This window comes from Bacteroidota bacterium, assembly GCA_039821555.1.
Lineage (GTDB): Bacteria > Bacteroidota > Rhodothermia > Rhodothermales > Rubricoccaceae > JBCBEX01.
On sequence record JBCBNX010000019.1, the window covers coordinates 41,194 to 53,627 of the forward strand.

10 protein-coding genes are annotated in these 12,434 nt (G+C 64.1%); 5 read left to right on the forward strand and 5 right to left on the reverse strand.

The genetic code is table 11. The features are described 5' to 3' along the window. Position 1: 1 nt before the first annotated feature. The 5 genes from AAFU51_16035 (at position 2) to AAFU51_16055 (ending at position 6,131) form a co-directional block, all read left to right on the forward strand. Positions 2–436, forward strand: a complete 435-nt coding sequence (locus tag AAFU51_16035; protein MEO1572768.1) for a response regulator — start codon at positions 2–4, stop codon at positions 434–436. Between the two features lie 31 nt (positions 437–467). Further along, entirely contained in the window at positions 468–1,346 is an 879-nt protein-coding gene (locus tag AAFU51_16040; protein ID MEO1572769.1) for a response regulator, read from the forward strand. 60 nt (positions 1,347–1,406) lie between these two features. Then, a complete protein-coding gene (locus AAFU51_16045) occupies positions 1,407–1,982 on the forward strand; it encodes a hypothetical protein (protein MEO1572770.1) in 576 nt (191 codons plus the stop codon). Between the two features lie 6 nt (positions 1,983–1,988). Continuing rightward, positions 1,989–3,533 carry a sodium:solute symporter gene (locus tag AAFU51_16050; protein MEO1572771.1) on the forward strand — a complete coding sequence of 515 codons (1,545 nt, stop codon included), beginning with the start codon at positions 1,989–1,991 and terminating at the stop codon, positions 3,531–3,533. Positions 3,534–3,707: 174 nt separating this feature from the next. After that, positions 3,708–6,131, forward strand: coding sequence for an HDIG domain-containing metalloprotein (locus AAFU51_16055; protein MEO1572772.1), 2,424 nt, complete (start codon positions 3,708–3,710; stop codon positions 6,129–6,131). A 49-nt stretch (positions 6,132–6,180) separates the two neighbouring features. On the opposite strand, the gene AAFU51_16060 is transcribed toward AAFU51_16055, so the two are convergent. The 5 genes from AAFU51_16060 to AAFU51_16080 all read right to left on the reverse strand — a co-directional run bounded on the left by AAFU51_16060 (position 6,181) and on the right by AAFU51_16080 (position 12,194). After that, on the reverse strand, positions 6,181–7,098 hold the full coding sequence (locus tag AAFU51_16060) for a GntR family transcriptional regulator (protein ID MEO1572773.1): 918 nt from the start codon (positions 7,096–7,098) through the stop codon (positions 6,181–6,183). After that, the gene (locus AAFU51_16065) at positions 7,095–8,315 is read right to left on the reverse strand and encodes an amidohydrolase (protein ID MEO1572774.1); all 1,221 of its coding nucleotides are present in this window, start codon (positions 8,313–8,315) and stop codon (positions 7,095–7,097) included. Before AAFU51_16065 ends, AAFU51_16060 begins: the two co-directional genes overlap by 4 nt. Before the next feature lie 98 nt (positions 8,316–8,413). Next, the gene (locus AAFU51_16070; protein MEO1572775.1) at positions 8,414–9,571 is read right to left on the reverse strand and encodes a glutamate--cysteine ligase; all 1,158 of its coding nucleotides are present in this window, start codon (positions 9,569–9,571) and stop codon (positions 8,414–8,416) included. Between the two features lie 167 nt (positions 9,572–9,738). Beyond that, positions 9,739–10,593, reverse strand: a complete 855-nt coding sequence (locus AAFU51_16075; protein ID MEO1572776.1) for a hypothetical protein — start codon at positions 10,591–10,593, stop codon at positions 9,739–9,741. 284 nt (positions 10,594–10,877) lie between these two features. Next, the gene (locus tag AAFU51_16080) at positions 10,878–12,194 is read right to left on the reverse strand and encodes an aminotransferase class I/II-fold pyridoxal phosphate-dependent enzyme (protein MEO1572777.1); all 1,317 of its coding nucleotides are present in this window, start codon (positions 12,192–12,194) and stop codon (positions 10,878–10,880) included. Between the last annotated feature and the right edge of the window lie 240 nt (positions 12,195–12,434).

The following is a 12,434-nucleotide window of genomic DNA, read 5'->3' on the forward strand; positions in this document are numbered from 1 at the left end:
CGTGCCTGATCTGCATCCTCCGCTGGTCTACGTCGAGGACAGTCCTGAGGACTACGAGGCGGTGCGTCGCTCTCTGCGAGCTATCGGGTTTACGGGCGAGCTGCACCACTACGCGACCGGCGACGATGTGCTCGATTACTACGCCGCGCTCTTGGATGCGAAGAAGCCGTTGCCTCGACTGTTGGTGCTCGATCTCAACCTCCCAGGCACAGACGGGCGCGATGTGCTCGTAGAACTGCGGGCACACGAGCAGTTGCGCGATCTCCCCGTCATCATTCTCACCACGTCTCAAAATCCGACGGATATATCGCACTGCCAGCAACTCAATGTGCTAAGTTACTTAACGAAGCCTGTTGATCTCGCCGAGTTGAGAACCAAGCTTCGCCACATACTCGCGTTCATCGAAGCGGGGGACCCGCCGCCTTCGTTCGCCTGAGGGCTCCGTCTGTCACCGCGCACCTTTTGCCATGGACGACCGGACCACACAGCCTACCTTGCAGATCCTGCTGGTGGATGACTCTGTCGCTGACCGGGGCACATTCTCCCGGCTTCTGCGCCGCGTGGAAGGTCGCCGCTATAACATCGCTGAGGCCGAAACGGTTGAGGCGGGACTGGAGTGCTATCGTTTAGCGCCACCCGATTGCGTGGTCCTCGACTATCGCCTGCCTGACGAGAGCGGGCTGTACTTTCTGCAGCAACTGGCCGAGGCGGGCGAGCAAGCGCCGTTTCCTGTCGTGATGGTTACGGGCTCCGGCGACGAGCGTGTCGCGGTAGAGGCGATTCGCGCGGGTGCCGCCAACTACATCGTCAAGGCCCAATTCACGCCGACAGGGCTTGCCCACGTCATTGACCAAGCCGTCGAGCGGGTGCAGAGTCATCGCGAACTGTCCGCGCTTCGGAAGGCCGTGATGGAGCAGAACGAACGCGAGATCGAAGAGACGGAGGCACGATGGCGCGTGCTCGCCAACTTGCTCGCCTACGGGGTGCTGGTGGTGCAGGACGGCCTCATCCGCCAGGCCAACGACGCGGCAGCGTCGCTTCTGGGTCTAGCCTCGCCTAACGAGCTCATTGGGGCCTCGTGGGACTACCGGATTCCTCCTAAGGAACGTGGCCCCATCCGCGAGGCCTGGAACAGTGCCACCTCGACTCTTTACCTCCGCCACCACGTGCGTGTGGCTGACGGGTCACTGCTCGCGTTCAACCACCTCGCCGCGCAGATCCTCTACCACGAACGCCCAGCCCATCAGGTCTTGGTATCGTTAGGGCCCCTGCCTATGGCAAACCAGTCAGGCAACGGCTCGACTGTCATGCCCGAGGCGTTGGACCTCACAGCAGTCGGCGGTTGACACACGGCTCCTGCGGTGGGAGTTTGAGCACGATCTGTCTCCCGCTTCCTCTACGCGCCCGTGACCCAGCCGCCTGCTCCGTCTGTCCTTGATTCGTGGCGTGGGCGATGGGCCTATCGGATCGCTTCGGCTGCGGCAGAAAAACGGAACGCGGCGGCCTGGAGCGGTCACCCAGCGGCACGCAAGGTGCTGGTGGTGCTCCCCGACGAAGACGATGCAGTCCGTAGCGTCTGGCGCTTTCTCAAACGCCTCGACGTGCCCTCGGCCAACGTCATCCCCGTGTCGCGAGGCGGACACGTCGTCTACGCCCCCGACGATTTCATCGGACGCGTCCGCGTGCTGCAGCCGAACGAGTACCGCCGGGTCACGGGGCTGCCGAAGGCTGCGCAAGCCGCATCGCTGTGGGCCGAGGGGCCCGAAGTGGCCCTGAGCCTGCGGCATCCGTTCGACTTAAATGCCGCGTTCCTCGTCGGCGCCTCGCCGGCTAGCTTCCGGATCGGCTTTCACGATCCGCTCGCCGAGCCGTTCTTCGACTTCATGCTCGCGCCAACCTCGAATCTTGATACGGCCCTCGCAGCGCTGGAGCGATACCTCGTCGGTGTGTCCCCGCCCGTGCTCTCGTTCCGCGCCGACTGATTCCGCATGCTTGCTCCTCTCGACTATGTGGTGCTGGTGGGCTACCTCCTCGGCGTGGCCGCACTCGGTATGGCGGTGCGCGGCCGCCAGGACTCGGCGACAGACTACTTCCTCGGTGGGCGCGATCTCCCCTGGTGGGCCGTCTGCTTCTCCGTCATCGCGACGGAGACCAGCACTCTCACGGTGATCGGCATCCCGGCGGTGGCCTACGGGGGAACGCTCACGTTCCTGCAGCTCACGCTGGGTTTCTTGATAGGGCGCGTCGTCGTGAGTGTGGTGCTGCTGCCGCGCTACTTCCGCGGTGGGCTCGTGACCGCCTATGCGTTGCTCGGGCAGCGATTCGGGCCGGCTATGCGGCGCACGGCCTCCATCACCTTCATGGGCACGCGCCTCCTCGCCGACGGCGTCCGGCTCTTCGCCACGGCGATCCCGCTGAAGGTGGTCGCCGACGCCGCGGGCTTCTCTTTGAGCTACGCCGCCATCATCGCTGTGATCGGACTCATCACGGTGGCGTACACGTTCGTCGGTGGCCTCCGCGCCGTCGTCTGGGTCGATGTCGTGCAGATGATGCTCTACATCGGAGGCGCGCTCCTCGCCATCGGGCTGCTTCTCCAGGGGATGCCGGACGGCGCATGGCGGCATGCGGTCGCCGCTGGCAAGACGCAACTGCTCGATCTGAGTTTTGCTGACCGTGACGATGCGTTCAGCGCCCTACTCACGTCGCCCTACGCGCTGCCCGTAGCCGTGCTCGGCGGCGCGGTCTTCACGATGGCCTCGCATGGGGCCGACCACCTGATCGTACAGCGTCTGCTCGCCTGTCGGACCCTTAGCCAGGGGCGGCGCGCGCTCATTGGGAGCGGCGTGGGCGTCGTGGTCCAGTTTGCCCTCTTCCTCGCTGTCGGGCTGCTACTCTGGGTGCACTACGGCGGAGCATCGCTCACCGACCTAGGCCTGAGCCGAGGCGACGAGGTCTTTCCCAAGTTCATTGTGGAGGAGATGCCCGTTGGGCTCGCGGGTCTGCTGCTCGCTGGCATCGTGGCAGCCGCCATGAGCACGCTGTCATCGAGTCTCAACGCGCTCGCCTCGGCGACCGTCTTCGACGTGCTCGGGCGCGCCCCAGACGATGCGCGGACGGTGACCTTGAGCCGCTTCTCCACACTGGGATGGGGGATCGTGTTCATCGGCTTCGCCACGCTCTTCGAGAGCCGCGACAACCCTGTGGTCGAGCTCGGCCTCGGCATCGCCTCCTACACGTATGGCGGCTTGCTGGGGGCCTTCTTGCTCGCGCTGGTCAGCCGCCGCGCCCGCCAAGCCGACGCCCTCGTTGCGTTTCTGGTGACCGTTGCAACGATGACCTGGGTCATCTTCGCGGTGTGGTATGGCCCCGAGGTTGGCTGGTTGGTTGACCTACGACCCACGCCGGAACGTCGTGCCGAACTTGGACTCGTTGGCCTTGCCTGGCCCCTGTATACGGTTGTGGGCGCTGCGCTCTGCGTCGGTGTCGGAACACTTCTGGGGCGTCGCCATCCCCAGGGCGCGGCCGTATCCTGACGTGGCACTACCTTTCGCGTCAGAAGTAGCACCCCCCAGCCTTTCTGCCGCCACAACATCGCCTTTGCCCGCATGAGCTTCCTGGAACGCATCGGACTGGCATCACGGCCGGCGGCAAGCCGGATGAGAAAGGCAGGGGCGAAGCTCGAACCAGCGCGACCCCGTGTGCTTGGCATGATGCCGCCAATGACCCAAGGTAGCCTGTGGGTTCGGGTAGCCCTGTTCCTCGGACTGGTCGTGCTCGCGGTCTTTGCGCATCCGCAGAGCTCTTCGTACAGCACCACGGTGAACGTGGGCGATGCCTGGCAAGGCCGTGACGTTGTTGCCCCGTTTACCTTCCCAATCCGGCTCAGCAGCGCCGAACTACAGGCCCGCCGCGATTCCCTGCGGTTCGCTGTGCCGCCGGTCTTTAGGGATGTCGTGGACGCAGACCAGCAGAGTACGGCCAAGGCCGATACGCTTCGGGAGCGCTTCGCATCGATCTTCGAGGCCTACGGTGACTGGCAGCGAGCAGCCGACCGAGGCCAAACCGATGAAGCGATGGCTGACTCCGCCCGCTATCGGTTGCTGCGCGAGAGCCTCGGGGTCCCCGTCGAGCCCGTGTTGTGGGCGATGTTCACCGAGGAGTATGCGGCGCGCACGCCTGGATTATCTGCGACGACGCGCTCGCCGCAACGAGGGCCACGCACCGACGAGGTGCTTGTGCGCTACGCTGAAGTGTTTGCCAGTGACCTCTTGCCTGACGGCGTGCTCGATGTGGCGAAGGACTCGGTGCTGGCCGAGTCCATCATCGCGCGAGACGAAGACTCCTTCCGAGAACGGCGCTTCCTTACGGAGCAAGTCCGTGGGCTCGATGAGGCCGAGGCCTTCGCCAGGAACTCCTTCCTCCAGTTTTTCGCGCAAGACCAGCGCCTCGTGGACTTTGGCACCTCGCTCTTCCGCGAGGTCCTGGTTCCCAACCTGAGCTATCAGGCCGCCGCCACGGAAGCCGCGTATGCCGAGGCTGAGGGCGACATCTCAGGGCTGCGTGGCCAGGTTAGCAAAGGCGTCGTGATCGTGCGGCGCGGCGACGCCATCACGTCGGAGATCAAGGCGCAGCTCGAATCGCTGGGCATCGAGAGCGCCGAGCGCGCCGGCGACGCAAGCTGGTGGCGCGTCCTGCTCGGCCGAGCACTCCTCTCCGCTGCGGCGCTGCTGATCTTCTTTTTGTATCTGTACCTACTGCGCCGCCACCTCTTCGATGTCACGCGCTACGTCGTGCTGATTTCGCTGCTCTTTGCCATCGCACTGCTAGCCTTTGCGCTCGCGGTGCGGCTGCCCAGCGACCTCGCACTGTCGATCCCCGTTGCGATCGTGTCGATCCTGCTCACCGTCGTCTTCGACTCGCGCGTGGGGCTGATCGGCACTGTCACGCTCGCGCTGCTCGGAGGGCTCATCTTCGGCTACGAGTTCGTCTTCGCCTTCGCCACCGTATTCGCGGGCACGTTCGCTGTGTTTTCCGTCCGCGATGTCAAGAACCGCAGCCAGATCTTCTTCACCGCGGGCCTCGTGTTTGTGGCTTACCTCGTGGTGATCGGCGGCACCACACTGCTGCGCGCCGACCCGTTCGACCGGCTGTGGGACGAGCTGCTGCTGATCGCCATCAACGCGCTCCTGCTGCTCTTCACGTACCCGCTGCTGTGGGTCTTCGAGCGCACGTTCAACGTCACGACAGACCTGACGCTGCTCGAACTCTCCGACACGAACCGGAAGCTGCTCAAAGAGCTTTCGCTTCGAGCGCCGGGCACGTTCAACCACTCGTTGCAAGTCGCCAACCTCGCCGAGGCGGCCGCCGATGCCGTTGGCGCAAATGCGCTGCGTGCACGCGTCGGAGCGCTGTATCACGACATCGGCAAGATGCTGCGGCCGGAGTACTACATCGAGAACCAGCAGCCCGGCGAGAACCCGCACGACTCGCTCACGCCCTACATGAGCGCCCTCATCATCGCCAGTCACGTCAAAGACGGCGCTGAGTTGGCCCGCGATAGGGAGTACGGACCGCTGCCTGACACCGTCCGGGACTTCATCCCCACGCACCACGGGACTACGCTGATGGAGTACTTCTACAACCGCGCTCTCGAGCAACGCGACGAAGGTGACCCCGAGGTGGAGACGGCCGACTTCCGCTACCCCGGGCCGCGGCCGCAAACGACCGAGCAGGGCATCGTCATGCTCGCTGACTCCATCGAGGCGGCAAGCCGTAGCCTCAAAAAGCCGACGCCGAAGCGGCTGGAGTCGCTCATCGACGGCATAATGCGTGCGCGCACTGAGGACGGGCAGTTAGCCGAGACTGAACTTACGTTCGCTGACCTGACTAAAATCAAGGAGACGTTCCTCTCGATCCTGTCGGGGGTCTACCACTTCCGGGTCAAATACCCCGATCAGCGCGACGACGAGGGCTCGGACGACGGGTCTTCGGGCCAGCCCTCCACGCCGGGCGATGGGCCTTCCGGCGATGGCGCAGCCACAAAGCCGCCGTCCCGCCGCGATCCAACACCGACGCAGCCGCTCCCGCCTCCGACGGAAGAGCAGGCCACACCGGACGCACCCCTCACCTGAGGGCAGCGTGATCTCTACCCCTCATTGTGAGCTTGCTCGAGGACAAGGCTCACCTGCTGTAGCTGTCGCGTATCAGCTCAAGTGCGCTCCGCTCGGCTTGGGGTGCATACTCCGCGTGGGGTAGCGATCCAGCCAAGCTCCTAAACCGCCGCCGCATGGCCGAGGTGTACAGTAAATAGTCAAGTTGGCCGAGGAGCGGCTCTAAGTCGTCGCGCGAGGCAGAAGCTGGGAGCGCTAGAACCTGCCCCGAAAAGCCGGCATGGAAGCGCAGCGCGTCGCGAATGGGCGCCAGCGCGTCTGTGTGCCTGGCTGCCAGCCCCAGCGTCGCTGCGGGCGAGAGGCGGGCTACCGCGTCCAGGACCGCGCGAGGCGGGTAGAGCAACACGCCCTCGACCTCGGCACGAGGAACGCGGAGCTGCACACCCGCCACGCTCGTATGCGCCGTCACGATGAGGTCAGCGTCGGAGTGGGCGTCGAGGGCAGCGAGTGTGATAGGGTCCACGGGCTCCTGCAGTACGGCCTCCACGTGCCGTGCCCCGGTCTCCGCTTCCTCAACGTAGGTACCTACGAAGAGCACCTTTCGTCGCTGCTCGGGCGGTTCTCGAAACGCCAGCTGCTCTTGGATGACGAGGTCGATTTCGTCTTCGGACAACCCCATACCTACCAGCGCTCGTAACGCCTCCTCCACGATGGTGGCTCCCCGCTCTCGACGCTCGGAGGGCGTGAGGGGCGCGCGCTCAGCGACCCAGAAGCCGCTACCTGGTTTGGCCTCCACGAGCCCGTCCGATTCGAGCGCCTGGTACGCCTTGCGGACCGTGTGAAACGAGAGGCCGAGTTGTTCACCGAGGGCACGGGTCGACGGGAGCAGTTCACCCGACCGGTAGCGCCCGGCCCCGATCAGGTAGCGAAGTTGCTGGACGAGCTGCTCGCTGACCGGCAGCGCCGAGCCGCGGTCGATGTCGATCATGGCTCGATCGCCTGGGCGTAGTCCAACAACGTGTCGCACATGAGCCTGGCAGCCAACGGCATCGCTGTCTCGTCGAGGTCGAACAGGGCGTGGTGGAGCGGATACCGAGTTTCAGGGCTGCACGAAGAGCCGATGCGCACCATCGCGCCGGGAATCTTCTCGAGGTAGAACGAGAAGTCCTCGCCGCCCATGCTCGGCAGGGTGAGCTCCCGCACCGACTCGGAACCGTATCGGGTTGCCGCTGCACGGTGGACCGAAGCGATGCACGCCGGCTCGTTGACAACGGGCGGAAGCGTCTCGCCAAAGTCAACGTCTACATCGGCGCCGTAGAGCGCGCCGAGGGCCCCGGCAACACGGCGCAGCTTTTCCAACAGCATGCGGTGCGTGCCTCGGCTTGCTGTGCGTAGCGTCCCGCCAAAGCGCACCTCTGAGGGAATCACGTTGTAGGCGTCGCCGCCTTGGAAGCGGCACGCAGTCAGGATCGACGTCTTGCGCGCATCTGTCACACGACCGGCGAGCTGGTAGTATTGCTGCAAGATCTGCGTGGCGAGCCAGATCGTGTCCACCGTCTCGTGTGGGCGCGCCGAATGCCCAGCCAGCCCGCTTTTGACCCGCACATCGAACATGGTGGCAGCGGCAGTGAGGGGCCCTACTCGAAGGCCGAACTTACCGGCCGATAGCGCGGGGTCCACATGCACGGCAAAGACGGCAGCGAGGCCTTCAAGGACGCCGTCGTCGATCATCACAGGTGCACCCGACGGCGCCGACTCCTCATTCGGCTGGAAAAACACGCGGACGCTGCCGTATAGATCGGCGCGGCGTTCACGCAGTAGCATGGCGACCCCGCACGCAATGGCTGTGTGGGCGTCGTGTCCGCAGAGGTGAGCACGGCCCGGGATTGCCGAGGCGTAGGGCGCATCCTTGGCGTCCTGAATGGGGAGTGCGTCCATGTCCGCGCGATAGCCCAGCATTGGCCCCGGGTGTGCGCCACGGATCTCGACAAAGAAGCCCGTTTTTGCAAGCGGGTGCGTGACCGTGAAGCCATGAGCTTCGAGCCACGCCCGAACGTGCTGCGACGTGTTCTCCAACGCAAACCCAATTTCGGGGTGCTGATGGAGATGCCGCCGCAACGGTTGCAACAGGTCGAGCAGGTCGCGGTCGCTCAGGGAAGGCGTGAGCTCAGCGCGCGGAGTGTCCAGTGTGGGAGCAACGGACATAGGGATGGAGACGATCTACAGGGTATCGCCCGGGAAGAGGCATCTTCGGGCGTTCATAAGCATGGTCAAGCGGGACACCGCACTGAGCGGGCCGCCTTCTAAACCACGTCCGCCCGCAATTCGTTCGCCAGATTTGCGACGATCGCGGCGAGCCGGTCGAGCTCGTTGCCCGTAGCGTCGCTATGTACCACGCGCTGTCGCTCGTAGGAAGCCCCCCGTTGGAGGATGCGCCGGACCGTCTGCAATTCCGCGAAGCAGTGAAGCCGGTGAGCGTAGCTCTCCAACTCGGCGAGGAGGGCGGGGATCGATTCGCGGAGCGGCCGTTGGTCGCCGGTGTTGCTGGTGATGACGACCGCGTCGAGGCCGTTGCGGCAGGCGCGCCACTTGTTCTCGCGAACGATCCACGGGCGCAAGATGGTCATCGGGTGCCCCTTGTCGTAGCACTCCGACAGCCACACCACGAGGGACTGGACTAGGGCGACGAGCGCCATCGTCTCGGTGAGCGTGCTCGGGGCGTCACAGATGCGGATCTCTAGGGTCCCGAACCCGGGGTGCGGGCGGATGTCCCACCAGATCTCCCGGATGGTCTGGATGGCTCCCGCGCGGATCAGCGTGTTCATGAACTGCTGGAACTCGCTGTAGTTCGCCAGGCGGTAGGGGAGGCCGGCGGTAGGCATCCCCTCGAAGATCTTCGTGCGCGTCGACGCGAGGCCGCTGTCCTCGTGGTCAGCGTACGGGGACGAGGCAGAGAGCGCGAGCAAATGAGGGAGAAAGGTGGTCAGCCCGTTCATCACTGCAATGGCCTTCTCACCGCTTTCGACACCGACGTGTACGTGCAGGCCGTAGATGAGGAGCCGTCGGGCAGGCCACTGAATGCGCTGGACGAGTTGCTCGTAGCGTTCGTTTGGAAAGATGTCCTGTTCGCGCCACTGCGCGAACGGGTGCATCGCCGCCGACGCGAACGTGAAGCCTAATTCGTCGCCGATGTTGTAGAGCGTACCCAGTGTTTCCGAGAGGTCCGCGCGTGCGTCTGCAACGGTGTCGCAGATGCCGGTGATGATCTCCACCGTAGACTGCGTCAACTCCTGCTTGATCTTAGGATGATCGCCAACGCGGTCCAGGATCTGTGTAGAGCCAGACGTAAGGTTGAAGGTGGTCGGATCGACGATCTGTACTTCCAACTCGACGCCCAGGGTCGGACGGGGGGAGCCATTAAACGGGATTTCCGTGATGGAATCGAACGCGGTCAGGGCCATCGGTGGTAAGGCTGTAAGCAGGTGAACGTGCTGAAAAGTAGGCACGTCGCAGCGAATCGGAAAGCAGCGGGGTAGGGCGGGTCGTGGCCCAAGAAAAACGCCCGGACGGCGAGTAGCCATCCGGGCGGGGTCAGCATGTGCTCAACTGCCGATTCCGACGCCAGAGACTAGGCGTGAAACAAGTCGTCGTAGCGCGTCAGCATGCGTTCAGCTTCGGCGCGAAGCGCGGCCAGTTCGTCGTCGGCTGTCGCAAGCGTTGGAAGAAGCGCGGCGAGACGGTCCGAGCGGTCGGGCTGCTGCGCGAGGGTCCAGTAGGCGTCGGCCCGATGGAGCGCAGCTTCAAATCGGGACGGGTCGGCTTGCACGGCTGGGTCGTCAAGCAGCGGTAGCGCAAAGAGCGCGCGCGCATCGCACTCACGTCCTGGATCGAAGGCAGCGTCGGCAGTTGTGTCAAGCAGCGCCTCCAGCGAAAGCGTGGGGGCCTCCGTGGCTTCCGCTTCCTGACGGACGTCGGACGGCAGCGCCTCCCACGCCTCGCCCATGGCCGTGAGCAGGTCGGCAAAGTCCTCCCGGGCGTCGGCGTCAGCGTCGGGGCCGTAGCAGTGGGTTAGAAGGGTGCTGCGTTGTGCATCGCGTGCCGCAGCATCGAGGCTGAAGAAGGCCCACAGCAGCCGGGCGGTTTCTAACAGCGTGACGACCGTCGCGTCGGCGCTGTCGCGTGCAGTCGCGAGCTCATAGGCTTCCTGCTCGATCACACCGTAGCGTTCAAGAAGCGGACGCGCAAACGTGACGAGCGGGCTGAACTGCACGCCAGATGCGCCAGTCAGGAGGGCGTCTACCCGCTCAGCCTCGACGCGCTGCCGGGTCGGATCGTCGAACCGTGTTGCCTCGTCGAGATCCATCGCATTGAACGCAGCCCCGTCGCCTGCGTGCGTGTCGAGGTCGGTGAGTTCAGCGTCGTAGAGCGAATCGTGGTCGAGACGGTAGTCGGCGTCGAGACGATCGTCGTGCCAAGCGGTCATGGATGCGGGAGCAGTGGGGGGAGGGAGAACAAATGCCTCCGAGAGCGGCGTGCCGTCCAAGCCCATACGTCGCCAAACGTTCCGGAGAGCACGGCCGTGCGACATTCTTCGCACGGTATCCGACACGCGGCGCGCGGTATCCGACACTGTGCCCTCCGTGGACGCTGACCGTGACCTGAACCGCTCAGCAAGGCAACCGCTCAGCAAGGCAACCGCCTCGCACGAGTAATGGCGTCTGTGCGAGGCGGCATGAAATCAAGTGGTCAGAACCCGTAACGATAGAGCTAGCTCTCAGCGAGAGGCTCAAGTACGGCATCGCCTGGCTTCACGCCTTCGGGTGCAAACTCCGCCCACACTTCTTCAATAGCGGTGAGCAAGCGATCGAGGTCCGACGTGGTATGCGTCGCCATCAAGCTGATCCGGAATCGTTGCTGGCTGACCTTGACGGCTGGATACTCAATGTGATTGAGGAAAAGGCCACGCTCGTGAAATGCCCGGGCAGCGGCGCGTAAATCCATGCCCACTGGGACGGGCAGTGGTAGGATGCCAGTGTTTCCGCTTGCCTCGAAGCCCAACGCACGGAGACCCTGGGCGAGGTATGCCGCATTGTCGATGAGGCGGGTCTGCAATTCAGGCTCCTGGTCCAGAAGATCGAGACCTGCAAGGACTGCTGCGACGGTGGTGGGCGGGAGCGAGGCGGAAAAGACGTAGGCGCGGGACGCAAGGCGGAGGTAGTCCGCGATGGGCTTCGTCGTTGCCGCAAAGCCGCCCGAGACGCCAAACGCTTTGGAGAACGTGCCCACGATCACGTCTACACGGCCCTCAACCCCAAACCGAGTGGCCGTGCCTCGCCCACCTGGCGCTGCGACACCCGTTCCGTGCGCATCGTCCAGGATGCTGATGGCTCCGTAGCGTTGGCACGTGTAGATGATGTCTGTGAGCGGCGCGAAGTCGCCGTCCATCGAGTAGATTCCCTCGATGCCGACGTAGCGGTCTCCGGGTTGCTCGTGCATGGCTGCGAGCAGAGCGTCCAACTCGTCGAGGTCGTTGTGCGGAAACGAGGTCATCGAGGTGCCGCCGAGCCTTACGCCGTCGATGAACGAGGCGTGGCTAAGGGCGTCGTACACGATGTGGTCTTGGGGCGTCGGGAGAGCACTCATGACGCCGACGTTGGCGCTGTAGCCACTGCCGTAGAGCACACAGTCTTCGCACCCCTCAAACTCAGCGAGGCGCTCTTCGAGTTCGCGGTGCAGCAGTGAATAGCCGTTGAGCAGCGGCGGCCCGCCAACACCAACGCCGAACTGCCGGATGGCGTCATGGACGCGTTCGCGTACGTAGGGGTGGTTGGTGAGGCCGAGGTAGCTGTTCGAGCCGAACATGAGCATCGGCTGCGTAGCTCCGGTCCTGTCGGCGACCAGCACCTCGCGGTCGATTGGAGAGCAAACGATCCGGGAGCCGACCCCGCCCATGCTTTCCTGTTTTGCTCCGGCGAGCCATGTCGAGAAGAGCGCGGCGCGCTCATGAAGAGGAAGACGGCGGCCGCGAACGAGCACATCGCGAACCGTCAGCGACTTCCCCTTGGCGGATCCCAGGGTCGTCATCGAGAGAGTGGTGGTACGTTGGTGGTGGACGCTAAGTAGCCATGAAATCGCGGAATGATTCCAATTGATTAGCGTGTGTGTAAAAAAGAAACAACACGGTGTCTAATTAATCCATAGGACATCCTTGTCAAGGCGTGTGGTTTCTTGGACTACAATTTGATAGGTATTCGAAACCAGACTGTCGTCTCCATTGCCGTATAACCGTTATGAATCGAGGGCCCGAGGGTTCACCCGACATAC

Excerpts from the sequence above, each read along its gene's own strand:
- AAFU51_16040 (MEO1572769.1), top strand. The coding sequence starts at position 468 with ATGGACGACCGGACCACACAGCCTACCTTGCAGATCCTGCTGGTGGAT.
- AAFU51_16050 (MEO1572771.1), top strand. The coding sequence starts at position 1,989 with ATGCTTGCTCCTCTCGACTATGTGGTGCTGGTGGGCTACCTCCTCGGC.
- AAFU51_16055 (MEO1572772.1), top strand. The coding sequence starts at position 3,708 with ATGATGCCGCCAATGACCCAAGGTAGCCTGTGGGTTCGGGTAGCCCTG.
- AAFU51_16060 (MEO1572773.1), bottom strand. The coding sequence starts at position 7,098 with ATGATCGACATCGACCGCGGCTCGGCGCTGCCGGTCAGCGAGCAGCTC.
- AAFU51_16065 (MEO1572774.1), bottom strand. The coding sequence starts at position 8,315 with ATGTCCGTTGCTCCCACACTGGACACTCCGCGCGCTGAGCTCACGCCT.
- AAFU51_16070 (MEO1572775.1), bottom strand. The coding sequence starts at position 9,571 with ATGGCCCTGACCGCGTTCGATTCCATCACGGAAATCCCGTTTAATGGC.
- AAFU51_16075 (MEO1572776.1), bottom strand. The coding sequence starts at position 10,593 with ATGACCGCTTGGCACGACGATCGTCTCGACGCCGACTACCGTCTCGAC.
- AAFU51_16080 (MEO1572777.1), bottom strand. The coding sequence starts at position 12,194 with ATGACGACCCTGGGATCCGCCAAGGGGAAGTCGCTGACGGTTCGCGAT.